The sequence below is a fragment of the Allobosea sp. genome, assembly GCF_051860145.1.
Lineage (GTDB): Bacteria > Pseudomonadota > Alphaproteobacteria > Rhizobiales > Beijerinckiaceae > Allobosea.
In genome coordinates, this window is sequence record NZ_JBHYEM010000012.1 from 47,391 (window position 1) to 73,919 (window position 26,529).

Genomic DNA, 26,529 nt, shown 5'->3' on the forward strand with positions numbered 1-26,529 from the left:
GGCGGCATCTCTGTCGTCCCCAAAGCGGCCGCTCTTCTGATGTGGCGGCCTGTATGATCCGAAGGTAGCGGGCCGGGCGCGTGAAGGTCCAAGATTATCTCGCTTGGCCTTGTCAAACTTTTACAGATGGGCGGAATCTTCAGGCGGCTCACGTGCGGGGATACGCGGCCGGGCGGCGTCGCTATACTGAGTTCGCGCGACGAGGCGCGGATGCGGGATCGCCATGGCCGGGACGAAGGACATCATCGCGACCGAGCAGGCCGCGGAGCAGCATGAACTGCCTTTCGAGAACAGCGTCGGCTACCAGATCCGCATGGCCAATCGCGCGACGCAGCGCTACCTGCAGGCCAAGATCGAGCCCCACGGCGTCACACCGGGCATGTGGTATTTCCTGCGCGCGCTCTGGCAGGAGGACGGGCTGACCCAGCGCGAGCTCTCGCGGCGGATCGGCACGATGGAGCCGACGACGCTGACCGCGATCGCCAGCATGGAGAAGATCGGCCTCGTCACCCGCGCACGCCACGAAAGCGACCGGCGCAAGCTCAATGTCCTGCTGACGCCGAAGGGCAGGGCGCTGAAGGCGGTGCTGCTGCCTCTGGCGACCGAGGTGATCGAGCAGGCGACGGCGGGCTTCTCCGCCGAGGATCGCGTGCGCTTCCTCGGCTATCTCGCGGCGGTGCAGCGCAATCTGGCCGAGCTCCAGCCCGAGCCGGCCGCCGACGAGGATGGCTGATCAGCCCTTGGCGGGCTCGCCGCCATGGCGCGTCATGCCCGCCGCCATCGCCGGATTGTAGCCGGGCTTCACACGCGCATCAATCAGGACCGAGGCGCCGGCCTTTGCCGCGCTGACGGCCTCCGCCACCGCCGCCGCGAGTTCCTTCGTCGTCGTCACCGGCCCGATGCCGGTGAGCCCCTGCGCGCGCGCCATTGCCGCGATGTCGATATCGGGCTCGGCGATGCGCTGGCCGATCCATTTGTTCTCGACCGGCCGCTGGCGCTGCTTCGCGACGCGCTCCTGGTGGATCTCGTCGTTGAAGAAGGAGCGGTTATTCGAGACGATGGCGACGAAGGGCAGCTTGTAATGCGCGGCCGTCCACAGCGCCGAGATGCCCATCAGCGTGTCGCCGTCGCCGAGCACCGCGACGGGCAGACGGCCCGTTCCCTTCAGCGCCAGCGCCGCGCCGACCAGCATGCCGGGGCCGGCCGCGATGCCGCCGCCGCCATCGATGCCGAGATAATCGAGCGGGTGGCGGAAATGCCAGGCATCGCCGGCCCAGCCGAGCGGCAGGCGCACCAGCGAGATCACCTCCTCGCGCAGCGCCACGCCCATTGCCGCCGCCAGCGAGACGACATCGAGCGGGCGGTCGTCGTCGACAGCGAGAGCCGGCCGCGCCGGCAGGGCCTGCGGTTCGGTGCCCGGGCCGACCTCGAGTGCGTCCGCGATCAGATGCAGCGCGACATCGGGCTCGCAGGCGAGATGGAGATCGGCCGGGGCGAGCGCCTGATGGTCCATGCTCCAGCCATTGTGGAGATGATGGTCGAGCGAGACATTGACGACCTTCGCCTTCGGCACGCCGCCGGCCTGGCGGAAGGTGCCGCCGAGATCGACCCAGTCCAGTGCCAGGATCGCGTCCGCGGCCCGGATCGCGTCGGCCGCCGCCTCGTCGAGGAAGAAGCCGGGCTTGGTGACGTGCAGCGCATGGTCGGTCGGGAAGCTCGCACCGGTCTTGATGTCGGTGAGCACGCGCGCCTTCAGCGCCTCGATCAGCGCGACGCGCCGCGCCCAGTCGCGTGGGCTGCGCGAGACGCGGCCGAACAGGATGAGCGGGTTCTTGGCCTCGCGCAGCAGGGCGGCGGCGGCTTCGATGTCTTTTTCTGCTGGCACCGGCGCGGACGCGACGGCGAAGCGCGCCGGATCGGGCAAGGCCGGCATCTCGTCGAGCCGTTTCTCCTGCATCGACACGTCGAGGCAGACATAGGTCGGCGCGCGCGGCGCAATGCGGGCGAGGTTGGCCGCGCGGATCAGCGAATCCATCGCGGCCGTGACCGAGACCGGCTGGTCGTCCCATTTCACGTAAGGCCGGATCAGCGCGCCCTGGTCCTTGGCGGTGTGCAGCCAGTCGATCCAGGGCCGGCGCTCGGCCGCGTCGACCGGGCCGGTCGCGCCCAGGATCAGCATCGGCACGCGGTCGCACCAGGCATTATAGATCGCCATCGTGCCGTGCATCAGCCCGACATTGCTGTGCAGGATCACGCCCATGGCGCGTTCGGTCACCTTGGCATAGCCATGGGCGATCGCGACCGCATGCTCCTCGTGCAGGCAGAGCAGCATCTGCGGCCGCTCGTTGCCGAGATGGTTGACCAGGCTGTCATGCAGTCCACGGAAGCTCGATCCGGGATTGAGCGCGACATAGGGGATGTCGAGGGCGCGCAGCATATGGGCGACGACATCGCTGCCCCAGACGCCGTTGTCGCTGGCGGGAACCGGCGCGTCGATGCCGGTCAGGGGGGAATCGGTCATGGCGTCCTCACGGGCCCGTCTTGTCGCTTGGCTGCGTCAGGGCGCGAGCCGGTTCTTCCATTGATCCCACAGCCGCGCCGCCGCCGGAACGCCGAGATTGGGTTTGGCAGCCAACTCGATTTCTTTGGGCGTCGGTCAGGCCTTCGCCTGTTTCAGGCTGACATGGATGTTCTTCTCCTGGGTAAAGGAGATGAGCTCGCCGAGGCATTCCTCGCGCCCGATGCCCGATTGCTTCCAGCCGCCGAAGGGTGCGCCGAGGAAATGCTTCGAGACCTCGTTGATCCAGACGAAACCGGCCTCGACCTCCATCGCGGTGCGGTGCGCCTTGACGAGATCATGGGTCCAAATCGAGCAGGTCAGGCCGTATTCGACGCTGTTGACCTGATCGAGCATGGCGACCTCGTCCGACCAGGAGGCCACGGCGAGAACCGGGCCGAAGATCTCTTCGCGGGCGATCCGCATGGCGGGCGTGACGTCGGCGAAGATCGTCGGCTCGACATAGAAGCCGCCGGCGAGCTTCGGATCGTCGGGGGTCTTGCCGCCACTGATCAGCCTCGCGCCTTCGCTCTTCGCCGAGGCGATGAAGCCCATGATCCGCTCATGCTGCACGCCGCTGATGATCGCGCCCATGGTCGTGGCGTCGTCGGTCGGCAGGCCGGGCACGAAGCGCGCGACCTTCCCCGGCAGCTTCGCCAGGACGGCGTCGTAGATCGCCTCATGCACGAAGGCGCGGCTGGTCGAGCCGCAGGACTGGCCGCACCAGGTGAAGTTCATGCCGCCGACCATCGCGTCGGCGATCGCGTCGGGATCAGCGTCGGCGAAGGCGATCAGCGCGTTCTTGCCACCGAGCTCGAGCAGCACCGGCTTGGTCGTCTCGCTCGCCGCCCGCATCACGGCGCGCCCGGCATTGACGCTGCCGATGATCGCGACCTTGTCGACGCCGGCATGGCTCGCCAGCGCGCCACCCGCCTCGCGCCCGCCGGGCAGGACGTTGAAGACACCGGGAGGAAGCAGCCCCTCCAGCAGCTCGGCCAGCCGCAGGGAGGAGAGCGGCGCCTGTTCGGGCGGCTTGACGATGATCGTGTTGCCGGCGGCAAGCGGGGCCGCCATCTTGCCGGCGCAGAACATGAAGGGATGATTGAAGGCGAGGATGCGCGCGACGACGCCGAGCGGCTGGCGCAGCGTCAGGTTCAGCGCGTCCGGCCCCATCGGGATGGTGTCGCCCTTCATCTCGGTGACGAGGCCGCCGAAGAAATCGAGCTGGGCGGCCGCGATCGCGGCATCGCCCACCATTTCCCTGACCGGATTGCCGCAATTGGCGGCGTCGAGCGCCGCGAGCTCGCGCGCGTTCTTGCGGACGATCTCGGCGATGGCCTTGAGCAGCCGACCGCGCTCCAGCGGCAGCACCTTGCGCCAATCCCTGAAGGCCGCTCGCGCGGCCGCGACGGCGGCGTCGACATCGGCCGCGCCGGCCTCGGCGACCTCGCAGATCGGCTGGTTCAGGCCGGGATTCAGCGTCGCGGCATAGAGCCCGGAGACCGGATGATGCCAGGTTCCGCCGAAATAGAGGCTGCGGCCTGCGGGAGCGGGCTTGTCGAGCATGTTCTCACCTCAGCCTGTTCGGGCGTTCCGCCGCACCATCCTGCATGATCGCGGCGGCCTCCAAGACTTTCCCGTTTGAAGTCCGATGCCGAAAGCTTTCGGCGGGATCAGCCGCCGGCCGCGCCGGCCATCTCCGCCTCGGTCTCGTCCTGCTCCATGCCGTCGAGCATGGCGATCTCCTCGTTCGAGGCGCCGAGCTTTCGCCAGTCCTCGCTCTTCGGGACGATGCCCTGATAGGAGCGCAGCTGCGCCTGCGGCAGATGCGGCGTGATCAGCCCGATCGCCTCACCGCCCTCGGCATGCTTGCGGGCGGCATCGATCATCACGCGGCGGAACTGCACGATCGCGATGTCGCTGGCGCCCAGCCGCTCGCTGGTGCGGTCGGCGATCGGCCCCATCGATTCCCACATCATGATGTCCTGGTTCGGGATGCCGGGCACGCCGGTGAAGTCGCCGAGCTTCATCGCCTTGCGGTCCTGCAGGTAGTTGTTGGCCTTGTGGCGCAGCATCGGCTTGTAGGTCTTGTCGAGGTCGATGCCGACCTGCGCCACGCAGAACTTGCGCCAGGCCTCCTGGTCGATGCAGTCGTCATTGCCCCAGGCGATGAAGTGGAAATAGCTCGAGACGTCGTCCTTGGGCACGATCACGGTCGCGACATTGTAGGAGGCGTTGGGCGGGATCAGCGCCGCGAACGGGGCGACGAAGACGGTCAGCCGGATGTAGTCATGCGTTTGCGCATTGGTGATCGGCCGGCGGATCGCGGCGTAGCGGAAGCCGTAATTCGTGAGCTGCACCTGGATGCGCGGGTTCTTGTCGGTCGAGGGCCGCGTCCAGTGCGTCGCTGTCGCGCCGGCCGTGGCGACGCGCGCCGGCTTCATGTCGGAGGAGTGCAGGCTGGAGGAATGGGCGGAATCGATCTGCCCTTCCATGATCTGCGCCCAGTTGACGGGCAGGTCGATCTTGACGATCGAGACCCTGGCCTCCGGCGTCGGCGCCCAGGGCGGAGCCTCGAATTCCGGCATGGCCTCCTTCGGGCCCATATAGACCCAGATGAAGCCGCCGGCCTCCTGCGTCGGATAGGCCTTGTGCTGCACCTTGTCGGCGAAACCGCTCTCGGCCGGTTCGGAGACCATCTCCAGCACCTTGCCGTCCACGTCGAACTTCCAGCCATGATAGAGGCAGCGCAACCCGCATTCCTCGTTCCGGCCGAAGAACAGCGAGGCCTTGCGATGCGGGCAATATTCGCCAAGCACGCCGATGCGCCCGTCAGTGTCCCGGAAGGCCACCAGATCCTCGCCGAAGAGCCGGACGCGGACCGGCGCACCGTCGCTCTCGATGAGCTGCTCCGACAGCAGCGCCGGCACCCAGTGACGGCGCATCAATTGCCCCATCGGCGCATCGCCCTCGACGCGGCAGAGGAGCTCGTTCTCTTCATGGTTCAGCATGGCGGCCTCCGTCCCGATGGCGCCCGGGCTCTAGCCAGCGCCAAATTACTTAGTTATCTAAGTCTGAGGTTAGTCGGGTTCGAAACGCTTGTCGAGAGAGGCGAGCGGAGGCACGTAAATGGCGGACGAAGCGCAGACCGTTCAGGTCAGGATCACGGATAAGCGGCTGATCGCCGAAGACATCTGCATGTTCGAGCTGCAACCGCTCGCGGGAGGCGAATTGCCGCCTTTCACGCCCGGCGCGCATCTCGGCGTTCGTGTCCCCAATGGCGAGACGCGCAAATACTCGCTCTGCAACGACCCGGCCGAGACCGAGCGCTATGTCATCGCGGTCAAGAAGGAGCATGGCGGGCGCGGCGGCTCGGTCAGCCTGATCGAGCAGGCGCAGATCGGCGACGAGATCGCGATCACCGCGCCGCGCAACGATTTCGAGCTGAAGCCCGGCCCTGCAAGCTACATCTTCATTGCCGGCGGCATCGGCATCACGCCGATCCGCGCCATGATCCAGCATTTGCTGGCGACGCGGGCGAAGCCGTTCAAGCTCTATTATTTCACCCGCACGCCGGAGATGATGGCCTTCCGCGAGGAATTCTCAGGGCCGGAGTTCCGCGGCAAGGTGGTGATCCATCACGATGGCGGCGATCCGGACAAGGCCTATGATCTCTGGCCCGTGCTGGAGGAGCCGAAAGGCGCGCATCTCTATTGCTGCGGTCCGCGCGGCCTGATGGAGGCGGTGCGCGACATGACCGGGCACTGGTCCTCCTCCGCCGTGCATTTCGAGGATTTCGGCGCGGCCAAGGCCCGGCCCGAGGACAACACGCCCTTCACGGTGAAGCTGGCCAGGAGCGGCGAAAGCTTCGACGTGCCGGTCGACAAGTCGATCCTCGAGGTGCTGCGCGAGGCCGGCAAGGCGCTGCCGAGCTCCTGCGAGAGCGGCACCTGCGGCACCTGCAGGACGAAGCTCGTCTCGGGCGAGGCGGATCATCGCGACCTTGCCTTGTCCGAGCATGAGAAGGCCCGCAACATCATGATCTGCGTCTCGCGGGCGAAATCGTCCGAGCTGGTGCTGGACCTTTAGGAGCCGAGGTCATGGACGAACCGCTGCGTCTCGGCGTCATTGGCCTCGGCCGCGCCTTCATGCTGATGCTGCCGACCCTGGCGCAGCATCCGCGCGTCCGGCTGGTCGCCGCGGCTGATCCGCGGCCGGAGGCGCGGGCGCGGTTCGAGACGGAGTTCTCGGCGCAGGGCTTCAACGACGTCGCAGCGCTTTGCGCCGACTCGTCGGTGGAGGCGGTCTATATCGCCTCGCCGCATCAGTTCCATGTCGAGCATGTCCGTCTCGCCGCACGGCACGGCAAGCACATCCTGGTCGAGAAGCCGATGGCGCTGCGGCTTGCCGATTGCGCCGCGATGATCGCTGCGGCGCGCGAGGCCGGCATCCATCTTCTGGTCGGCCACAGTCATTCCTATGACGCGCCCTATCTGCGGACCGCCGAGCTCGTTCGCAGCGGCGATTTCGGCGCTGTCCGCATGATCACGGCGCTCAACTTCACTGACTTCCTCTATCGCCCGCGCCGGCCCGAGGAGCTCGACACCGCGCAGGGCGGTGGTGTCGTCTTCAGCCAGGCGGCGCATCAGCTCGACGTCGTCAGGCTCCTTGCCGGCAGCGAGATCGCGACCTTGCGCGCCATCACCGGGCGGTGGGACCCCTCACGCCCGACCGAAGGCGCCTATCAGGCCTTCCTCACCTTCGCGAACGGCGCCAGCGCCAGCCTGACCTATAGCGGCTATGGCCGCTACGACAGCGACGAGCAGCTCGGCTGGATCGGCGAACTCGGCCAGAGCCGCGATCCCGAGAGCTACGGCGCCGCGCGCCGCGGCCTCGCCGCAGTCGCGTCGCCCGAGGAGGAGGCGGCCCTCAAGAACACCCGTGCCTATGGCGTCGCGAAGAGCACGGCGGCAGCCGCGACGGCGCTGGCCGCGCATAATCATTTCGGCCCGATCGTCGTCTCCTGCGACAAGGCCGATCTCCGCCCCGTGGCCAATGGCGTCATGATCTATGCCGACGAGACGAGGCGGTTCGAGCCGCTGGCGGCGCCGCAGGTGCCGCGCGCCGAGGTGGTCGATGAGCTTTATGCCGCGGTGAGGCGAGGGGAGCGGCCGCTGCATTCCGGCGAATGGGGCATGGCGACGCTGGCGGCCTGCCTCGCCATCCTGGAATCGGCGCGGACGGGCCGCGAGATCGCGCTGCGCGACGGCGTCAGCGCCGGTTAGGCGGCTCGGCCGGCGGCGGGTTGTTGGCGGCAGCGGCCAGGATCGCGAGCGTGTCCTGCTCGGCTGCGGCGGCGCTCTTGTAGCGCGGCGCGGTCGTCACCAGCGGGCGCTCCGCATCGGCCGGATAGAAGATCTCGATCGCGTAGCGCCCGGTCTGCGGATCCTCGACCGGCTCGATTCGCAAGAGCGGCATGGCGTTCTCCCAAAGCGCTATTCGGCCCGCGCGACTAGAGCGCGCCGCTCCGGCTCAGTCCAAGACAAAAAACCTCTGACTTCCCAATCGATTTCGCCATGCCGGCCTCACGGCTCTGCCTCGTAGCGCTGCAATTCCTCGCGAACGATGCGCAGGAAGCCGTCGACGAGGACATTGGTCTGGTGATGCGTCGGGAACAGCGCATTGCCGTGAAAGACGATCTCCGGCTTGAATGGCCGGAAGACGATGCCGGCATGTCGGTAGTCGTCGGCGACGATCGGGTTGACGATGCCGATCCCCAGACCCTGGCCGACCAGCGCGCAGATCGTTGCGCCATAGGGCGATTCGAAGGCGAGCTGGCGCCTCACCCCGAGCCGCTCGAAGACGCGGTCGACGCGCGCGCGCGCTCCGTCCTCGATCGCCAGCGAGATGAAGGGCTCGCCTTCCAGGTCCTGGGGCACGATCACCTCCCGCTGGGCCAGCCTGTGGCCGGGCGGCAGCGCGCACATGCCCGGCAATGTGTAGAGATGGTGCACCTCGATGCTCGGCGAGCCGACGATATTGGCGACGAAGCCGATGTCGCAGTAATGCGACGAGGTCCAGCGCGTCACCGTCGCCTCGCTGCGCATCTGCAGCGAGATCGTCACGTTCGGGAACTGCTCCCTGAACAGCTTGATGACCTTCGGCACGAAGCCGAGCGCCATGGCCGGCATCGCCGCGATGCGCAGCCGCCCGGTCCCGAAACAGCGGATATCCTTCGCCGCCTGGGCCAGGCTCTCGAGCCCGAGGAAGCTGCGCTCGACCTCGCGATAGAATGTCAGCCCCTCGTCGGTCGGCGTCAGCCGGCCGGCCTTGCGTTCGAAGAGCTTCAGCTCGGTCGAGGCCTCCAGCTCCGCGATCAGCCGGCTGATGCTCGGCTGCGAAGTGTGCAGCTCGTGAGCCGCCGCTGTCATCGAGCCGCGCAGCATGATCACGCGAAACGCCTCGATCTGCCTCAGATTCATCGCGGCCCCCATACCACTGGTGAATAGAAGGCATAAAAACTGGCATTTGACCACATGGCCTGGCGAACCAATACTTTTGGCCATGGCTCAGGTCCCGCCATTCGTCCCCGTTCGCAAACCGCGTCTGACCGGCGTTTCCGGTCTGCGCTGCGGGATGGTCACGACTGGCAGCCTCGCCGGACGGCACGCAGTGCTGGCCCTGACGGGATCGGGTTTCAGACATCCGGTCGACCGGCCGGGCGACGACGCGGGCATCCTTTTTGCGGATGCGGCGAAGAACCGGCCTGCGCCGGAATCAATCAAGCAAAGCCGGAACGGCTTCCAACAGAGGGACAACGGATGATCACGAACTGCCATGCGAGCCGGCGCCTGTCGGCCATCTCCATTCTTGCGCTGAGCTTTTTCGCGGCCGGGCTGGCCTCGTCTCAGGCGCAGACGCAGCTGCCGCCGCTTCCGGAGGCGATCAAGGCCGCCGGCGTGCTGAAGGTCGGCGTGCGCTGCGACCAGCCGCCCTATGGCTTCAAGGACGAGACCGGCAAGTTCGCCGGCGTCGAGACCGAGATGGCACTGCAGATCGGCACCTGGGCCTTCGGCTCGCCCGACAAGGTCGAGCTGACCTGTGTCACCGCCGAGAACCGCATCCCGCAGCTCGCTGGCAAGAAGGTCGATCTCCTGATCGCGACGCTCGGCGTCACGCCGGAGCGGGCCCGCGTCGTCGATTTCTCCAAGCCCTATCGCTGGGGCGGCAGCGACATGCTGGTTCCCAAGGACAGCCCGATCAAGAAGCTCGACGACGTCGCCGGCAAGACGGTGATCATGCTCAAGGGCTCGACCCAGGCGAAATGGTTCGAGGACAACATGCCGAAGCTCGAGAGCCTGCGGCTGAACACCGCCTCGGATGCCCTGCAATCGCTGAAGCAGGGCCGCGGCGACGCCTATACCCATGACGCGGCGACCCTGATCGTGGTCGCGGCGAAAGACCCGAGCCTGCGCCTCGTCGGCGAGGCGTTCGCCGTCTCCGATGCTGCCGCCGGCGTGCGCAAGAACGAGCCCGAATGGCTCGCCTATGTCGACGCCGCCTTCGACCGGATGAAGGCCGAGGGGCTCTACGCCAAATGGGTCGAGAAATGGGTGCCGGCCGATATCCGCCCCTTCTACACCGACGCCTTCCAGAAGCCGAAGCCGACAGCACGCTGACGCAAGCCTTGCCCGGGGCGGCCACAACGCCGCCCCGGTGCTTCCCGAATGCTGCCGTGCGGAGTGCCGGATGGAGTTCGATCTCGCCTATCTGATGGAACAATGGCCCGCGCTGATGCGCGGCCTGTGGCTGACCGTCCAGGTCAGCGCGCTGTCGATCCTGCTCTCCATCGTCGTCGGCCTGCTCGGCGCGGCGATCCGCGTCCTCGCCGTGCCCGTGCTCGACAAGATCGTGGTCGGCTATGTCGAGTTCATCCGCAACACGCCGCTGCTCGCGCAGCTCTTCTTCATCTTCTACGGCCTGCCGAGCATCGGGCTCAGGCTCTCGCTGTTCTGGTCGGGCGTGCTCTGCCTGACGCTCTGGGCCGGCGCCTATCAGATCGAGAACATTCGCGGCGGGCTCGAGACCGTCGGCAAGGGCCTGCGCGAGGCGGCCTTCTCGCTCGGCCTTTCGCCCTGGCGCTTCTTCCGGCTGGTCGCAGCCCCGATGGCGATCCGGGTCGGATTGCCATCGATGCTCAACACTTCGATCTCGCTGCTCAAGAATTCCTCCTATCTCCAGGCCATCGGCCTGATGGAGCTGACCTTCGTCGCGATCGACCGGATCTCGATGGATTTCCGCACCATCGAGATGTTCGCGGCGATCTGCGTCATCTATCTCGCGCTCGTCCTCCTGCTCTCGGCCGCCGCCAACCGTCTCGAAGACCGGCTGAACAAGCCGTTCCGGGTTTGAGGAGGGCTCGATGACGCTGATCCTCAAGAACCTGCCCTTCATCCTGCAGGGCCTCACGCTGACGCTGGCGCTCGCGGTCACGACGCTGTTCTTCTCGACCATCATCGCCTTCCTGCTCGGGACGCTGGCGTCGCTGCGCTTCCGCTGGCTGCGCGTCGTGGTGAAGGTCTATGTCGAGCTCTTCCGCGACATTCCGCTGGTCGTGAACATCTTCTTCGTCTTCTTCGTCGCCCCCCTGTTCGGCCTGGAGCTTTCGCCCTTTGCCGCGGTGACCGTCGGCCTCTCGCTCTGGGGCGGGGCGAATGGCGCCGAGATCGTGCGCGGCGGCTTCGCTTCCGTACCCCAGCACCAATGGGCGAGCGCCGCGGCGCTCGGGCTCAAGACCTGGGAGATCTACGCCTTCGTCACCGGGCCGCAGGCGCTGCGGGCGATCCTGCCGCCCTTCGTCGGCCTGCTCACCCTGCTCGTCCAGGCGACCTCGCTCGGTGCGCTGGTCGGCGTCACCGAATTCTTCAAGGTCGGCCAGATCATCGTCGAGCGCACCACGATGATGGAGGGCTGGAACCCGGCCTTCGCGATCTATTCCGCGGTGCTCCTGATCTATTTCGTCATTTGCTCGGCCCTGACCTGGTTCGGCCGCTGGCTCGAACGCCGGCTGAAGAGCGATTTGCGCCGGCCCGCTTCCGGCGTGGCCGCGATGCCCAAGCCGGTGACGCAGCTGCCCTGACATCCGTCTCATTCGTCAATCGAGGTCACGTTCCATGGAATCGAAAGTCAGCAAGCGTCTCACCGAAGCAGTGGCGAAGGAGGTTTGCGAGCACATCTACGCGCCGCGGCTCGATCGCGATTTCCGCAATGTCTTCGGCTACATGACCGATCTCAACCAGGCCCATGTGCTGATGCTGGCGCGCTGCGGCCTGATCTCGGCGGAAGCCGCGCGCAAGATCGCCGGCGGGCTGCTGCGGATGGAGGAGGACGGTCCCGCCGTCGTCACGCTCGATCCGGAGCGCGAGGATTCCTATTTCAACTACGAGGCCCATCTGATCGGCCTGATCGGCACCGATGCCGGCGGGCGCATGCATATCGCCCGCAGCCGCAACGACCTCACCGCCGCGATCGACCGGATGCGCGCCCGCGATCTCCTGCTCGATGCCGGCGGCGCGCTGTTCGCGGTCGAGGAACATGCGCTCGACGGGGCGCTGCGCTTCAGCGAGGCGGTGATGCCGGGCTATACCCATCTCCAGCCGGCCCAGCCGGTGACCTACGGCTTCTATCTCGCCGGCGTCGCCCAGGCGATCGCGCGCGATTCGCAGCGCCTCGCCGATGCCTGGCCGCGCACCAATCTCAGCCCGCTCGGCGCCGGTGCGCTCGCCGGCACCACCTTCGCCATCGACCGCGCCGCGGTCGCCGCCTCGCTCGGCTTCGACGGGCTGATCGAGAACACGCTGGATGCCGTCGCCTCGCGCGATTTCGGCCTGGAGATCCTCGCCGACCTCTCGCAGGTCGCGATCGGCTGGAGCCGTGTCGCGCAGGACTATCACGTCATGGTCTCGCACGAGTTCCAGACGATCGAGTTCCCCGACCGCGTCACCGGCACCTCCAGCATCATGCCGCAGAAGAAGAACCCGGTGGTGCTCGAGCATCTCAAGGGCAAGAGCGGCCATTTGCTCGGGCTCTATGTCGCCTCCGCGACGGCGCTCAAGGGCACGCATTTCACCAACACGATCGACGGCAACCGCGAGGGCATGCGCGGCGTCTGGGAGGCGGGCGAGGAGGCGCTGCGCTGCCTCGCCCTGTTCGACCTGATCATTTCCAGCGCGCGGCCCAATGCCGAGCTGATGAAGCGCCGCGTCACCGAGGATTTCGCCTCGGCGACCGACCTCGCCGACGTGCTGGTACGCGACGCCGGTCTCTCCTTCCGCGAGGCGCATCATGTCGTCGGCGGCGTCGTCCGCGCCGCGATGGACCGCGGGCTGGCGGCTGATGGCATCACCACCGACATGGTCGACGATGCGGCGCGCGACCAGCTCGGCCGCGCGCTCGGCCTGCCTGCCGAGCTGGTGCGCCGCAGCCTTGATCCCTCCGCCAGCGTCGATGCCCGCATCCTTCCCGGCGGCCCGGCGCCAAAGGCCGTGGCACGGTCCGTTGAGGCCGCGCAGGCCCGGCTCGAGGCGCGCCGCGCCGAGCTTGCGGCAAAACGCAGCCGGCTGACCGAAGCCCGCGACGGCTTGAAGCGCGACATGCGCGAGCTCGCCGCGTCATGACCGGCGCCGCGCCGCTGATCTCGCTCAAGGGCGTCACCAAGCGCTTCGGCTCGCTGACGGTGCTGCACGACATCGATATCGAGATCGAGGCGGGCAGCGTCGTGGTGCTGATCGGGCCGAGCGGCTCGGGCAAGAGCACGCTGATCCGCTGCATCAACGGCCTCGTCCGGCCGGACGAAGGCGCGCTCACCGTGGCGGGGCGCGCCGTCGACATTCACGACGAGGGCGCCTGGCAGCGGCTGCGCACCGAGATCGGCATGGTCTTCCAGGATTATGCGCTGTTCCCGCATCTCAGCGTGCTGCGCAACATGACGCTGGCGCCGCAGCGGCGGCGCAAGCTCTCCCGCACCGAGGCCGAGCACGAAGCGCGCAAGCTCCTCGCTCGTGTCGGCCTCGCCCACAAGGCCGAGGACTACCCCTCGGCTCTCTCCGGCGGCCAGCAGCAGCGCATCGCCATCGTGCGCGCGCTCGCCATGGCGCCGATGGCGATCCTGTTCGACGAGCCGACCTCGGCGCTCGACCCCGAGACGATTTCCGGCGTCCTCGACGTGATGCGCGACCTCGCCCGCGAGGGCACGACGATGATCGTCGTCACCCATGAGATGGGCTTCGCCCGCGAGGTCGCCGACCGCGTCGTCTTCATGGCCGAGGGCCGCATCGTCGAGCAGGGGCCGCCCGGCGAGTTCTTCGCCAATCCCCGGCAGGAGCGCACACGCGCCTTCCTCGCCAATATCAGATCATTCGGAGAGCCCGCCCATGCCTGACCCGTCCAGCGTCCTGGCCCCGGGCTTCACCACGAATCCCTATTGGTGGGACGCGGCGCCGCCGGAAGCCGCCCGCGAGGCCCTGCCCGAGAAGACCGATATCCTCGTCGTCGGCTCCGGCTATTGCGGCCTCTCCGCGGCAGCCGAGCTGGCGCGCAATGGCGTCGACGTCACCGTGGTCGATGCCGAGGAGCTGGGGGCGGGCGCCAGCACGCGCTCGGGCGGCATGGTCTCCAGCGGCCAGAAGCTCGTCATAGGCGGCGCGATCAAGGGCGTCGATGCGCAGCGCATGGAGCGATTGCTGGAGGATTCGCTCGCCTCCTACGAGCACCTGAAGACGCTGATTCGCGAGCAGGATCTCGATGCCGACCTCGCCGTGCTCGGGCGCTATTTCGGCGCGCATGTGCCGAGCCATTACGATCGCCTGCGGCGTCAGGGCGAGCTGCTGGCCAGGCATACCGGCGTCACGGTCCACGAGATCCCCAAGGCGCGCCAATACGAGGTCACGAAGACCGATTTCTACCATGGCGGCATCGTCATCGACGATTATGGCGGGCTGCATCCGGCCAAGTACCACCGTGCCTTGCGCCGGCTCGCCGCCGCCAATGGCGCGACCTTGCGCTCGCACGCGCCGGTGCTGAAGGTCCATCCGGCGCAGGACGGCGTCCATCTCGTCGAGACTGGCCGCGGCACGATCCGAGCCCGCGAGGTCCTGTTCGGCACCAATGGCTATACCGACAAGGCCCAACCCTTCCTGCAGCGCCGGATCGTCCCGGTGCGCAGCTACCAGATCGCCACCGAGCCGCTGCCGCCCGAGCTGATGGCCGAGATCAATCCCGGCAGGCGGATGATCACCGACAGCAAGCGCGAGCTGATCTACACGCGGCCCGCGCCGGATGGCAGCCGCATCCTCTTCGGCGGCCGGCCCGGCGCTTTCGGCGTCTCGGAGGAGGAGGCCGCGCCGCGGCTTCACGCCCAGATGCTCAAGGTCTGGCCGCAGCTCGCCGGCTATCGTGTCACGCATTGCTGGAGCGGCAAGGTCGGCATGACCTTCGACAAGATCGCCCATATGGGCCGCCATGACGGCGTCAACTACGCGCTCGGCTGCAACGGCAACGGCGTCGCGCTGATGACCTATCTTGGGCATCAATCGGCGCTGAAGCTGCTCGGCAAGCAGAACCGGACCTGCGCCTTCGACGACCCGGCCTTTCCGGCGAACCCGCTCTATACGGGAAATCCCTGGTTCCTGCCGATCGTCAGCGGCTGGTACCATTTGCTCGACGGCATCGAGCGGCGACTGGCCTCTCGCGGCTGAGCGGAAGCAAAAAACAGCCCTTGACCTTCCCATTATGGGAAGGATCATATCTCTCGCCATCGGAGTTTTGGAGAGAGATCATGGCGATGGCGACACTGACGAAAGCGGCTGCCGGCGAGGCGAACGCCTTCGATATTCGCATCAGCGGGATGAGTTGCGCGTCCTGCGTCGGGCGCGTCGAGCGGGCGGTGGCGGCGGTTGCGGGTGTCGAGTCGGTCGCGGTCAATCTCGCGACCGAGCGCGCCCATGTCACGCTGTCGGCCGAAGGCGCAAATCCTGACGCGGTCGCCGAGGCGATCCGCAAGGCCGGCTACGAGCCGCAGGAGGAGACGATCGAGCTCGCGATCTCCGGCATGACCTGCGCGTCCTGCGTCGGCCGGGTCGAGAAGGCGCTGAAAGCCGTTCCCGGCGTGCTCCAGGCCAATGTGAACCTGGCGACCGAGCGCGCCTCGGTCCGTGTCATCGGCACGGGCGATCTGGCCGGGCAGCTTGCCGCGGCCGTAGGCAAGGCCGGCTATGAGGCCGCTCCCGTCCGCGCCGGCGCTGCGACATCCGACCGTGAGCAGCAGGCGCGCGAGGCAGAGCAGGCCGGGCTGAGGCGCGCCGTCATCATCTCGGCGCTCGCCACGGTCCCGCTGCTGGTCTTCGAGATGGGCTCGCACATGTTCGAGCCGCTGCATCATTTTCTCGCCGGGAACTTTGGCGAGACCAACATCCGGCTGCTGTCCTTTGCCTTGGCGAGTCTTGTCCAGTTCGGCCCCGGCCTGCGCTTCCTGCGCAAGGGCTGGCCGGCGCTGCTGCGCGGCGCGCCCGACATGAACTCGCTGGTCATGCTCGGCACCAGTGCTGCCTATCTCTACTCGACGGTCGCGACCTTCGCGCCGTCCTGGCTGCCCGAAGGCACCGACTACACCTATTTCGAGGCGGGCGCGGTGATCGTGACGCTGATCCTGGCCGGCCGCTGGTTCGAGGCCCGCGCCAAGGGCAGGACGAGCGAAGCGATCCGGCATCTGATGTCGTTGCAGGCGAAATCGGCGCGCGTCCTGCGTGGCGGTGCCGAGAGCGACGTCGCGATCGACGACGTCGTCCCCGGAGACGTGGTGATCGTGCGCCCCGGCGAACGCATTCCCGTCGACGGCGAGGTGATCGACGGCGCCTCCTATGTCGACGAGGCGATGATCACGGGCGAGCCGGTGCCGGTCCACAAGACCCTGGGCGCGCCGGTGACCGGCGGCACGATCAACGGCACGGGCGCGTTCCGCTTCACCGCCCGCAAGGTCGGCGCCGACACCGTGCTGGCGCAGATCGTGCGCACGGTCGAGGCCGCGCAGGGCGCGAAGCTGCCGATCCAGGCTCTGGTCGACAAGGTCACGATGTATTTCGTGCCGGTGGTGATCGGGCTGGCGCTCGTCACTTTCGCCTTCTGGCTCGCCTTCGGGCCGAGCCCGGCCTTCTCCTATGCGCTGGTCAATGCGGTCGCCGTCCTGATCATCGCCTGCCCCTGCGCCATGGGATTGGCGACGCCGACCTCGATCATGGTCGGAACCGGCAAGGGGGCCGAGCTCGGCGTCCTGTTCCGGCAGGGCGCGGCGCTGCAGGGGCTGAAGGACGCGCGCGTGGTGGCGCTCGACAAGACCGGGACGCTGACCAAGGGGCGGCCCGAACTGACCGATTTCGACACTGCGCCGGGCTTCGCTGAATCTGACGTTCTGGCGCTTGTCGCCTCGGTCGAGGCCCGCTCCGAGCATCCGCTCGCGCAGGCCATCGTCAGCGAGGCGCAAAGGCGCGGTCTTCACCTGAGTGAGCCGGACGCCTTCGCCGGCGAGCCCGGCATGGGCGTCGCCGCGACGGTCAAGGGCCGCCGCGTCGAGGTCGGCGCCGACCGGCTGATGCGGCGCCTTGGTATCGATCTCGCGCCCTTCGCGGCCACCGCCGTCCGCCTCGCCGATGCTGGCAAGTCGCCGCTCTATGCCGCGATCGACGGCAGGCTCGCCGCGATCATCGCCGTGGCCGATCCGGTCAAGGACACCACGCCGCAAGCCATCGCCGCCTTGCACCGGCTTGGCCTGCGCGTGGTGATGGTCACCGGCGACAATCGCCGCACGGCCGAAGCCATCGCGCGACGGCTCGGCATCGACGAGGTCCGGGCCGAGGTCCTGCCCACGGACAAGGCCGAGATCGTCAAGGCGCTGCAGGCGGGCGGAACCCGGGTCGCCTTCGTTGGAGACGGCATCAACGACGCCCCCGCCCTGGCGCAGGCCGATATCGGCATCGCGATCGGCACCGGCACCGACATCGCCGTCGAGGCCGCCGATGTCGTGCTGATGTCGGGGGATCTCAATGGCGTTCCGAAAGCCATTGCCCTGTCGCAGGCGACGATCGCGAATATCCGCCAGAATCTCGTCTGGGCCTTCGGCTACAACATCCTGCTGATCCCGGTCGCGGCGGGCGCGCTCTACCCGGCTTTCGGCATCCTGATGTCGCCCATGTTCGCCGGCCTAGCCATGGCGCTGTCGAGCGTCAGCGTCCTGACCAATGCCTTGCGGTTGAAGAGCTTTCGGGCGCCGGCGCCGGATCCGACCGAGCCGCCTCGCCATGCCCAGCTCGCAACCGCAACCTGACCGGAGATGGAGATCAAGCGATGAATATCGGACAGGCCGCCACCGCCTCGAGCGTGAGCGCGAAGATGATCCGCTACTATGAGAGCATCGGGCTGATCGAGGCCCCCTTGCGCACCGAATCCGGGTATCGGGTCTATGCCGGAGACGATGTGCATACCCTGCGCTTCGTCAAGCGTGCCCGGGTTCTGGGGTTCTCGATCGAGGAGACGCGCGAGCTGCTGGCGCTCTGGCGCGACAAGAGCCGGGCCAGCGCCGACGTCAAGGCCTTCGCGCTGAAGCATATCGGCGACCTCGAAACGCGGATCGCCGAGCTCCAGGCCATGGCCCGGACCCTCAGCCATCTGGCGCATCATTGCCATGGCGATGACCGGCCTGATTGCCCGATCCTCGAGGACCTTGCCGAACCGGCCGCGGTCGTTGGCGCCAAGAGCGGCGCTGCTGCCAGGAAGCGGCTCAGCCCAGTCTGAGCCGAGTCTCGGCATCGAACAGGTGCAGCCGATCGAGATCGCAGGCGATTTTGACGGCGGTGCCCGCCGCAGGCACGAAACGGCCATCGGCCATGCCGACCAGCTCCCGCCCGGCCAGTTGCACGATCACCTGGGTCGTGACGCCCAGCGGTTCAGCGATGACGACGGTGGCGGCGAGCCCCTGCCGGCGCGGCGACGATGCCTCCGGCGCATCAGTGGGCTCCACCACGAGGTCGTCCGGCCTCAGCCCCATCAGGACCTTGCTGCGCTGGCCGAGCCGCGCGGCTGCGTCCGGCGGGAGCGTCAGCGCCACCTGGTCCGGCCCGAGCGCGAGCGCGGGCGCCCCGTTCCGCGAGGTGACAATGACCTCCAGCAGGTTCATCGTCGGCGTGCCGATGAAGCCGGCGACGAAGGCCGTCGCAGGCGTGTGGAACACGTCGAGCGGCGTTCCGACCTGCTCGATCCGGCCCTCGCGCATGATCACGATCCGGTCGGCGAGCGTCATCGCCTCGACCTGGTCATGCGTGACATAGACGATCGTGGTGCCGATCGACTGGTGCAGGCGCTTGATCTCGGTGCGCATCTGGCCGCGCAGCTGCGCGTCGAGATTGGAGAGCGGCTCGTCGAACAGGAACACGGTCGGATCGCGCACGATGGCGCGCCCCATGGCGACGCGCTGGCGCTGGCCGCCCGACAGCGCGTTCGGCCGGCGTTCGAGCAGCTCGGTTAGGCCGAGCAGGGCGGCCGCCTCGCGCACCTTGCGGTCGATTTCCGGCTTCGGCAGCTTCGCCGCATAGAGGCCGAAGGCGATGTTGCGATAGACGCTCATATGCGGGTAGAGCGCGTAATTCTGGAACACCATGGCGATGTTCCGGTCCTTCGGCTCCAGCGTGTTCACGACGCGCCTGCCGATCGAGATCTCGCCGTCGCTCAGGCTCTCGAGTCCGGCGATCATGCGCAGCGTCGTCGATTTTCCGCAGCCCGAGGGGCCGACCATGACGACGAACTCGCCATCGGCGATCTCGAGGTCGATGCCGTGGACGACGCCGACATCGCCATAGCGCTTGGTGACCTTGTTGAGCGAGACGCCGGCCATCGGCTCACCCTTTCGCTGGAGAAAACGACGCGATCGCCCTGGCGAGCCCATCCTGGGCCGCGGCATCCCGTTCGGCATGAGCGACGATCAGGCGCTGCGCCGTTTCCGCCTGCGCCTCGTAGAGCGCCAGGCTCTTCGCCATGGCGACCGGAGCCGGCCCGCCCGGCAGCGTCCTGACCGCGACGAAATGTTCCGGCGTCACCGCCTCGCGGAATTCCGCCTCGGTCAGGGCCGGAGCACGGCCGACGACCTGATGGAACAGGCTGGCGAACTCGGCATAGGGCACGGTGCCTAGCGTCTGTCCGGTCGCTTGCAGATGTTTCGCCATCGCGGCGGCGACATGATGCGTGATTGCGAAAGGCAGCGCCTCGCGCCGCACCAGCGTGTCGGCCAGTTCGGTGATCGTGGCGTAGGAGGCCTCGATATTCGCGCGCGCCCGCGCCTCGTCGATCTTGGCGGAGGCCACGACCCCGCCGAGCAGGCCGAGCGCGCGCTCGGCCATGGTGAAGGCCTCGTAGCCCTGGCCATGCACCTCGTGTTCGTTGTCGTTCATGTCGGTGAAGGGCGTATTGTGCAGCGCCAGCAGCACCGCGTCGCATTTGCCCGCCGTGAGCGAGGCCATCAGGCGCAGATGCTCGACCGGCACCGGGTTGCGCTTTTGCGGCATGATCGAGGAGATCTGCACGAAGCCGTCGGAGAAGCGCAGCTGGCCGACCTCGAACGAGGTCCAGAAGGCGAGATCCTGCGCGAAGCGCCCGATGTTCAGCGCCAGGATGCGCAGTGCCGAATAGACGCCCGCCGTGTAGTCGCAGGAGGCGATGCAGCCATAGGAATTGCGCTGGAAGCCGGGAAAGCCGAGCAGGGCGGCGACGCGGCCGCGGTCGAGCGGAAAGCCGGTCGTGGTGATCGCGGCGGCGCCCATTGTCGAGAGGTCGACCACCTCGCGCGCCTGCGCCAGCCGCGTCACGTCGCGCAACAGGACCTCGATCAGCGCACCGAGATAATGGCCATAGGTCGAGGGCTGGGCCGGCTGGCCATGGGTATAGGCCAGGATCAGCGTGCCGGCCTCCTCGCGCGCCCGCCGGATCAGCGTCGTGATCACGTGGAGCAGCTGCAGGCCGAGCGCGTCGAGCCGCTCGCGCAGCTGGAGCTTGAACAGCGTGTGGTCGATATCGTTGCGCGAGCGCCCGGTATGGAGCCGCCCGGCGACGTCCTTGCCGATCAGCGCGGCGAGCTTCGTCTCGACGAAGAAGAACAGGTCCTCGTGCTCGCCGGTATAGGCGGCGGGCGCGGCGCCGGTGAGCTCGGTCTCGACCGTGTCCAGCGCGCCGAAGATCGCCGCCGCCTCGTCCCGCGTCAGCAGCTTCTGCTCGGCCAGCATCACGCCATGGGCGCGGTGCAGCCGCAGCAGGTGGCGCAGATGGTGTTCCTGGCTATGGGCGAAGGCCGGCGCCAGCACGGTGCGGGCATAGACCGGCGCGGGAAAGCGGTCGTCGCTGCCGGGGCCGGGATCGGAGGGGAGGGCGTTCATGCGAGGCTCAGCCTTTCAGGCCCGCGAGCACGACGCCGCGGATGATGTAGCGCTGGAAGATGACGAAGACGATGAGCGTCGGCAGCGTCGCGATGGTGGCGCCGGCCATGATCAGCTCCCAGTCGGTCAGGAACTCGCCGGAGAAGGAGGCGAGGCCCACCGGCAGCGTGTAGAGCTCACGGTCATTGGTCGCGATCAGCGGCCAGAGGAAGGCGGTCCAGTTGCCAAGGAAGGTGAAGATCGCGAGCGCCGAGAGCGCCGGCGTCACCAAGGGCAGCGCCACCTTCCACCAGATCGCGAATTCGCCGAGCCCGTCGATGCGCGCGGCGTCGATATAGTCGTCGGGCACCCCGGCGAAGAACTGCCGCATCAGGAAGACGCCGAAGCCGGTCATCAGGCCGGGGAACATGATGCCCCAATAGCTGTTCAGCCAGCCGAAATTCTTGGCCATCAGGTACCAGGGCACGACCAGCATCTCGGTCGGGATCATCAGCGTCGTCAGGATCGCGATGAACACGACCTCGCGGCCGCGGAACTTGAACTTGGCCAGCGTGTAGCCGATCAGCGAATCGAAGAAGAGCACCGAGAGCGTCACCAGGAAGCTCGTCACCAGCGAGTTGACGAACCACAGTCCGAAGCGGGTGTTCTTGAAGATGTAGAGATAGTTCGCGAGCGTCGGCTCGCGCGGGATGATGTTGAGCTCGTAGACCTCGTTGGAGAGCTTCAGCGAGGTCGCGATCATGTAGACCAGCGGCATCATCATCGCGATCGCGCCCATGGCGAGCAGCGTCCAGGCCAGGACCTGGCCGGGGCGGGCGGCGAGATGGAGGCGCCAGGCCGGCATGCCGGTGTTCATCGCGATGGGCGCGCTCATGGCTTGTCCCGCATCAGCCGGAGCTGGATCAGGCTGACGGTCAGGAGGATCACGAACAGCACCAGCGTCTGCGCCGCCGCATAGCCCATCTGGTAGGAGCGGAACGCGGTCTCGTAGATGTAGAGCACCAGCGGCTTGGTGCTGTTCAGCGGCCCGCCTGCGCCATTGTCGGTCATGTTGTAGACCGTATCGAAGATGCGCAGGAAGCCGATCGAGGAGATCACCACCAGGAAGACGATGGTGGGCTTCAGCAGCGGCAGGGTGATCTGGCGCAGGATCATCCACTTGCCGGCGCCGTCGATCCGCGCCGCCTCGTAATAGCTCGACGGGATCGCCCGCAATCCCGCCATGAACAGCACGATCTGGAAGCCGAGCCCGGCCCAGATCGCCGGCGTCAGCACGGCATAGAGCGCCTGCGTGGTCGAGCGCAGGAAGGGCTGCGTATCGAAGCCGACCGCGTTCAGGATGTTGTTGAGCAGGCCGATCGGCGGCGGCTGGTAGAACCAGCGCCAGACCCAGGCCATCGCCACCGTCGTCGTCAGGTGCGGGATGAAATAGCAGGCCCGGATCAGCCCATGCGCGAAGCGGACCTGATCGAGATAATAGGCGATGACGAAGGACAGGAGCAGGCTGACCGGCGTGCCGACCGCGAGATAGATGAAGGTGTTCTTGAAGGCCGTCCAGAACACCGGGTCGCCCAGCATCTTCCGGAAATTCTCCAGGCCGATGAAGACCGGCTTGGAGAGCAGGTTCCATTGCATGAAGGCGATGCCGAAGGATTCCAGCGCCGGGTAGAATCGGATCACCACGAAGAAGACGATCGGCACGGCCAGGAACGTCCAGGCGGTGAGCGCCTGCTTGGTCTCGATCGCCAGCCCGGCATAGCCGCGCATCCTCGCCATCCTGCCGGGCTCCCGCTCGTTGGCTGATTAAATCAAGCCCGTTGATTTAATACGAAGCTGGCGACATGATGCAAGCCCTTGCTGCAAGCCGGGTGCTTTTGCCCGGCTCTGGTCGGAAGGTTTGCGCAGCCGATGAGCGTCTCCGGTCTTGCCCCGTTCGATCGGCGTGGCCACCACCGCAGGGTGGTGATCGAGGCGTTGCGCCGTGCCGGAACGGCCTCGCGCGCCGAGATCGCCGAGGCGACCGGCCTCTCGGCCCAGACGGTCTCGACCGTCGCGGACGAGCTTTGCCGGGAAGGATTGCTGCGCATCGTCGGCCGCCGTGCCTCGGCGCGCGGCCAGCCGCCGATCGACCTTGCGCTCGCGCCCGATGGCGGCTTCGCCATCGGCGTCCAGGTCGAGCCCGGCCGCATGGCGGGTATCCTGGTCGATCTTGGTGCGCATGTTCGCGCCGAAAGCAGCATCGATTGCGACACGCGGCGGCCGGACATCGCCCTGCCGGGCCTGATCGCGCTGGTCGCCGGGCTGGTCGAACAGGGCCGTATCGCGCGCGAGCGGCTCTGGGGCGTCGGCATCGCCCTGCCAGGGCCGTTCGGCGACGTCGCCGAGAGCGAGCAGGGTCCGCTCGCCATGGCGAACTGGTCGCGTTCGCCTTTTCGCGAGGCGTTTTCCGCCGCGCTGGAGCTGCCTGTCTTCGTCGGCAATGACGCGACCGCCGCCGCGATCGGCGAGCATCTGCACGGCGTTGCGCGCGATCTGCGCAGCTTCTTCTATCTTTATTTTGCCGAGGGTATCGGAGGCGGTCTTTTCGTCGAGGGCCAGCCGGTGACCGGCGCCTTCGGCAATGCCGGGGAGGTCGGCCGGATGATCGTCGGGCATGACGCCAGCGGCGCAGGCGCGGTGACGCTGGAGGCGCGGGCCTCGCTGCACGCCTTGCGCCAGATGCTGGGCGAGGCGGGCATGGCCGAGGCAGCGAGCTGCGCGGTCGAGCGGCTCTTCGATGGCCACTCGCCGACGGTGGAACGCTGGATCGATGAGGCGGCGAGCCATTTGCGCATCGCCATCGCGAACATCGAAAACCTGCTCGATCCCGAGACCATCGTCATTGGTGGCCAGGTGCCGGAGCCGGTGCTGGCTTCGGTGATGCGGGCCATCCTGCCTCTGCCCGCGTCCGTCAGCCAGCGCGAGAGCCGCATGCAGCCGCGTCTTCTGACCGGGCGTGCCGGCCGCAATTCGCCGGCGCTCGGCGGTGCGACGCTGCCGCTGTTCAGCGGACTGACCCCGCATCCGCGCGCCGCCAAATTGCCGAGACCGATGCGAGGCCCGAGATCGGCCGAGCGCAGCAATCCTCGCCCGGCCAATGGCGGGCGCGATGTAGCGGCGGGAGGTTGATTCCATGGCGCTCGCACATCCCGCAGGCCGTGTTCAGTCGCCGCGCCTAGTGCGGAAGCGGCCGGTAGGCGAGGGCTCCTGCCGGCCCGTCCTGCATGATCCGGCCAAAAGCCTGATCCTCGACGAAATGTCCGGCGGCGACGAGCGCTCCGGTCCTGGCCGCCCGCTCCGCCAGGGCGCGGCGGCTCGCGCGCGCCAGGTCCTTGTCGCGATCGGCACGGTGGCACCAGTCCGGCTCCGCGATCTGGGCCGGATTGTGCCAGCTGTCGCCGGCGATCAGCACGGGCTGGCCCGCTCCCTCGATCCAGATCGCATGATGACCGGCGGTATGACCGGGCGCGGGCAGGAGCGAGACAGTGACGCCGCCGCTGGTGAAGACCGGCGCGCCGGGCTCCGCCGCCTCCAGCCGGCCGCTCGTCAGGAGCGGTGCGATGCTTTGCCGGAAGGCGGCGACATGATGCGGCAGCGCCGCCTCTTCGCCATGCGCCCGCCAATGCGCGATTTCGGCGGCCGGAGCGAGATAGCGCGCCTGGCTGAAGCGTGGTGCGCCCGCCCGGTCGAGGGCCCAGCCGACATGGTCGAGATGGAAATGGCTGAAGATCACGAGCGCGACCGCGTCCGGATCGAGCCCGGCTTCGGCCATCTGCTCGGGCAACCGGCCGCCGAGTCCGTTGAAATACGGGTTGGGGCCGGGGCCGAGGCCGGCATCGACCATGACGATGCGGCCGTCCAGACAGCGCAGGGCGAGCACGCCGAAGCGCGTCCGGAACTCGCCATCGGGGAACCAGCGCCCCGTCAGGTCCGGCCGGGCGGCGAGATCGGCGTCGGGAAAGGCATAGCTCGACGCGGCCGGCGCGGGCGCGGTGTCGGTCAGCGCAAACAGCGCAGCACCGCCTTCGAGGTCCAGTCGCCGCATATCCGTCTCCGGTCACAGATGCGGGCGAATGCCCGCCTGTTCCACGCCTGCCATCCTTCGCCAAGGTCAACAAGGGAGAGACGACCATGACAACAGACAAACAGGGCTTTCGCCTCAGCCGCCGCAGCTTCGCCACCGGCGCCGCCGCCGCAGGCCTCGCCGTCGCCGCGCCCGGCGTCCTGCGCGCCCAGGCCGTGCAGATCGAATACTGGCAGTATTTCTTCAAGGAGCGCGTCGAGGCGATGGACGCGCTGATCCAGCAATTCGAGGCCGCCAATCCCGGCATCAAGGTCAAGCACACCCATTTCCCCTACGCGCAGTACCGCACCAAGACGGCGGCGGCCGTGCCGGCGGGCGAGGGGCCGGATGTGCTGCAGCTCTTCTTCGGCTGGATGCGCGAATATGCGAAGTCGAAGCTGATCCAGCCCTTGCCGGCCGAGAGCTTCAAGACCGCCGATATCGACAAGGACTATTTCGAGTTCGTCCGCATGATGAAGACGAGCGAGGGCTATTGGGCGCTGCCGACCGCGGTGCGCAGCCTCGGCCTGTTCTACAACAAGACGCTGCTGAGCAAGCCCGGCGCCTCGGGTGGCAAGCCGCCTGCCACGCTCGACGAGATGCTGAAGAACGCGCTCGCGGTGGCCGAGCGCGATTCGCGCGGCAATCTCCTGACGGCCGGCGCGACCATCGGCATCCCCTCGCAGGATTATCACTGGTGGCGCGAGATCCTGCTGCGCCAGTTCGGCGGCAAGCCCTATTCCGACGACGGCCGCACCGTGACCTATGCCAACGAGGCGGGCGCCGCCTCCTTCGCCTGGTACACCGACCTGCAGCGCAAGCATAAGGTCGCGGCGGCGGGCTTCCTGTCCGAGAGCCAGGCGGCATTCAAGGCCGGCAAGGCGGCGCAGCATGTCGACGGCTCGTTCCGGCTCGGCACCTTCAAGAGCGCGCGCGGCTTCGAATGGGGCGTCTCCGAATTGCCGACCCATAACGGTATCGCCAGCAATTACGCCTCCTATTGGGTCAACGGCCTGGCGGCGAGCGCGACCGGCGCCAAGCGCGAGGCGGCGCTCAAGTTCCTCGCCTTCATCACCACCAATGACGCAATGCAGCTCTGGTACGAGAAGACCGGCGAATTGCCGGCCAAGCCCGAGGTCGCGCTGAGCGCCAAGAACATGGCCGACCCGCTGTCCGGCCCGATGCTGGCCGGGCTGAAATACGCCCATGCCACCGATTTCGTCGCCGAGGAGGCGCAAGGCCAGGTCTTCCAGGACATGCTCGACCGCGTGCTGCTGCAGAACCAGGACCCGCTTGCGGCGGTGAAACAGGCGGCCGAGGCCGAGCAGAAATTGATCGACGCCTATTACAAGGCTTGAATCCGGTCTTCGCCCCCGCCTGGTCTAGCGGCGGGGGCGAAG

Annotated in this window: 24 protein-coding genes; 14 read left to right on the top strand and 10 right to left on the bottom strand. The window is 67.6% G+C overall.

Going from position 1 to position 26,529, the window contains the following annotated elements; all coding sequences use genetic code 11:
- Window positions 1-223 precede the first annotated feature (223 nt).
- Window positions 224-733, top strand: a complete 510-nt coding sequence (locus tag ACTIF2_RS18700) for a MarR family winged helix-turn-helix transcriptional regulator (RefSeq protein WP_439498614.1) — start codon at window positions 224-226, stop codon at window positions 731-733.
- Here the strand turns inward: ACTIF2_RS18700 and ACTIF2_RS18705 are convergent, their stop codons facing one another.
- From ACTIF2_RS18705 to ACTIF2_RS18715, 3 genes are all read right to left on the bottom strand, one after another.
- Window positions 734-2,521: a thiamine pyrophosphate-dependent enzyme gene (locus tag ACTIF2_RS18705; RefSeq protein WP_439498615.1), complete on the bottom strand. Its 1,788-nt coding sequence runs from the start codon at window positions 2,519-2,521 to the stop codon at window positions 734-736. It lies immediately after the preceding gene.
- A gap of 135 nt (window positions 2,522-2,656) precedes the next feature.
- The gene (locus ACTIF2_RS18710; RefSeq protein WP_439498616.1) at window positions 2,657-4,123 is read right to left on the bottom strand and encodes an aldehyde dehydrogenase family protein; all 1,467 of its coding nucleotides are present in this window, start codon (window positions 4,121-4,123) and stop codon (window positions 2,657-2,659) included.
- Between the two features lie 107 nt (window positions 4,124-4,230).
- Complete coding sequence (locus tag ACTIF2_RS18715; RefSeq protein ID WP_439498617.1) at window positions 4,231-5,568, bottom strand: Rieske 2Fe-2S domain-containing protein; 1,338 nt, start codon at window positions 5,566-5,568, stop codon at window positions 4,231-4,233.
- A gap of 118 nt (window positions 5,569-5,686) precedes the next feature.
- Between ACTIF2_RS18715 and ACTIF2_RS18720 the strand changes: the two genes are divergently transcribed.
- Window positions 5,687-6,646: a PDR/VanB family oxidoreductase gene (locus ACTIF2_RS18720; RefSeq protein WP_439498618.1), complete on the top strand. Its 960-nt coding sequence runs from the start codon at window positions 5,687-5,689 to the stop codon at window positions 6,644-6,646.
- Window positions 6,647-6,657: 11 nt separating this feature from the next.
- Entirely contained in the window at window positions 6,658-7,842 is a 1,185-nt protein-coding gene (locus ACTIF2_RS18725; protein WP_439498619.1) for a Gfo/Idh/MocA family oxidoreductase, read from the top strand.
- Here the strand turns inward: ACTIF2_RS18725 and ACTIF2_RS18730 are convergent.
- Both ACTIF2_RS18730 and ACTIF2_RS18735 read right to left on the bottom strand, forming a co-directional pair.
- The gene (locus ACTIF2_RS18730; RefSeq protein WP_439498620.1) at window positions 7,829-8,035 is read right to left on the bottom strand and encodes a hypothetical protein; all 207 of its coding nucleotides are present in this window, start codon (window positions 8,033-8,035) and stop codon (window positions 7,829-7,831) included. The genes ACTIF2_RS18725 and ACTIF2_RS18730 overlap by 14 nt on opposite strands.
- Before the next feature lie 107 nt (window positions 8,036-8,142).
- Window positions 8,143-9,039, bottom strand: a complete 897-nt coding sequence (locus ACTIF2_RS18735; protein ID WP_439498621.1) for a LysR substrate-binding domain-containing protein — start codon at window positions 9,037-9,039, stop codon at window positions 8,143-8,145.
- 82 nt (window positions 9,040-9,121) lie between these two features.
- Between ACTIF2_RS18735 and ACTIF2_RS18740 the strand changes: the two genes are divergently transcribed.
- From ACTIF2_RS18740 to cueR, 9 genes are all read left to right on the top strand, one after another.
- On the top strand, window positions 9,122-9,382 hold the full coding sequence (locus ACTIF2_RS18740) for a hypothetical protein (protein WP_439498622.1): 261 nt from the start codon (window positions 9,122-9,124) through the stop codon (window positions 9,380-9,382).
- Window positions 9,379-10,236 (top strand): transporter substrate-binding domain-containing protein, encoded by an 858-nt coding sequence (locus ACTIF2_RS18745; protein WP_439498623.1) that lies wholly within the window; start codon window positions 9,379-9,381, stop codon window positions 10,234-10,236. The genes ACTIF2_RS18740 and ACTIF2_RS18745 overlap by 4 nt, the downstream gene beginning before the upstream one ends.
- A 70-nt stretch (window positions 10,237-10,306) precedes the next feature.
- Window positions 10,307-10,969, top strand: a complete 663-nt coding sequence (locus ACTIF2_RS18750) for an amino acid ABC transporter permease (RefSeq protein WP_439498624.1) — start codon at window positions 10,307-10,309, stop codon at window positions 10,967-10,969.
- Window positions 10,970-10,979: 10 nt separating this feature from the next.
- Window positions 10,980-11,696: an amino acid ABC transporter permease gene (locus ACTIF2_RS18755; RefSeq protein ID WP_439498625.1), complete on the top strand. Its 717-nt coding sequence runs from the start codon at window positions 10,980-10,982 to the stop codon at window positions 11,694-11,696.
- A 34-nt stretch (window positions 11,697-11,730) separates the two neighbouring features.
- Window positions 11,731-13,233: an argininosuccinate lyase gene (gene argH / locus ACTIF2_RS18760; RefSeq protein WP_439498626.1), complete on the top strand. Its 1,503-nt coding sequence runs from the start codon at window positions 11,731-11,733 to the stop codon at window positions 13,231-13,233.
- Entirely contained in the window at window positions 13,230-13,997 is a 768-nt protein-coding gene (locus tag ACTIF2_RS18765) for an amino acid ABC transporter ATP-binding protein (RefSeq protein ID WP_439498627.1), read from the top strand. The genes argH (ACTIF2_RS18760) and ACTIF2_RS18765 overlap by 4 nt, the downstream gene beginning before the upstream one ends.
- Window positions 13,990-15,312 carry an NAD(P)/FAD-dependent oxidoreductase gene (locus ACTIF2_RS18770; protein WP_439498628.1) on the top strand — a complete coding sequence of 441 codons (1,323 nt, stop codon included), beginning with the start codon at window positions 13,990-13,992 and terminating at the stop codon, window positions 15,310-15,312. The genes ACTIF2_RS18765 and ACTIF2_RS18770 overlap by 8 nt, the downstream gene beginning before the upstream one ends.
- An 86-nt stretch (window positions 15,313-15,398) precedes the next feature.
- Window positions 15,399-17,933, top strand: coding sequence for a heavy metal translocating P-type ATPase (locus ACTIF2_RS18775; RefSeq protein WP_439498709.1), 2,535 nt, complete (start codon window positions 15,399-15,401; stop codon window positions 17,931-17,933).
- A gap of 20 nt (window positions 17,934-17,953) precedes the next feature.
- Complete coding sequence (gene cueR / locus ACTIF2_RS18780; RefSeq protein ID WP_439498629.1) at window positions 17,954-18,400, top strand: Cu(I)-responsive transcriptional regulator; 447 nt, start codon at window positions 17,954-17,956, stop codon at window positions 18,398-18,400.
- On the opposite strand, the gene ACTIF2_RS18785 is transcribed toward cueR, so the two are convergent.
- From ACTIF2_RS18785 to ACTIF2_RS18800, 4 genes are read right to left on the bottom strand one after another with little or no spacing between them, the layout of a single operon-like run.
- Window positions 18,387-19,496, bottom strand: a complete 1,110-nt coding sequence (locus tag ACTIF2_RS18785; protein ID WP_439498630.1) for an ABC transporter ATP-binding protein — start codon at window positions 19,494-19,496, stop codon at window positions 18,387-18,389. The two genes, cueR and ACTIF2_RS18785, sit on opposite strands and share 14 nt — an antisense overlap.
- 4 nt (window positions 19,497-19,500) lie before the next feature.
- Window positions 19,501-21,027, bottom strand: a complete 1,527-nt coding sequence (gene argH / locus ACTIF2_RS18790; RefSeq protein ID WP_439498631.1) for an argininosuccinate lyase — start codon at window positions 21,025-21,027, stop codon at window positions 19,501-19,503.
- 7 nt (window positions 21,028-21,034) lie between these two features.
- The gene (locus ACTIF2_RS18795) at window positions 21,035-21,901 is read right to left on the bottom strand and encodes a carbohydrate ABC transporter permease (RefSeq protein ID WP_439498632.1); all 867 of its coding nucleotides are present in this window, start codon (window positions 21,899-21,901) and stop codon (window positions 21,035-21,037) included.
- Window positions 21,898-22,794: a carbohydrate ABC transporter permease gene (locus tag ACTIF2_RS18800; protein WP_439498710.1), complete on the bottom strand. Its 897-nt coding sequence runs from the start codon at window positions 22,792-22,794 to the stop codon at window positions 21,898-21,900. Before ACTIF2_RS18800 ends, ACTIF2_RS18795 begins: the two co-directional genes overlap by 4 nt.
- Before the next feature lie 141 nt (window positions 22,795-22,935).
- Here ACTIF2_RS18800 and ACTIF2_RS18805 point away from each other — a divergent pair, with 141 nt between their 5' ends.
- Window positions 22,936-24,195: an ROK family transcriptional regulator gene (locus ACTIF2_RS18805; RefSeq protein ID WP_439498633.1), complete on the top strand. Its 1,260-nt coding sequence runs from the start codon at window positions 22,936-22,938 to the stop codon at window positions 24,193-24,195.
- A gap of 46 nt (window positions 24,196-24,241) precedes the next feature.
- Here ACTIF2_RS18805 and ACTIF2_RS18810 read toward each other — a convergent pair whose 3' ends face one another.
- The gene (locus ACTIF2_RS18810; RefSeq protein ID WP_439498634.1) at window positions 24,242-25,111 is read right to left on the bottom strand and encodes an MBL fold metallo-hydrolase; all 870 of its coding nucleotides are present in this window, start codon (window positions 25,109-25,111) and stop codon (window positions 24,242-24,244) included.
- Window positions 25,112-25,197: 86 nt separating this feature from the next.
- On the opposite strand from ACTIF2_RS18810, the gene ACTIF2_RS18815 reads away from it, so the two are divergent.
- A complete protein-coding gene (locus tag ACTIF2_RS18815) occupies window positions 25,198-26,487 on the top strand; it encodes an extracellular solute-binding protein (RefSeq protein ID WP_439498635.1) in 1,290 nt (429 codons plus the stop codon).
- Window positions 26,488-26,529 lie beyond the last annotated feature (42 nt).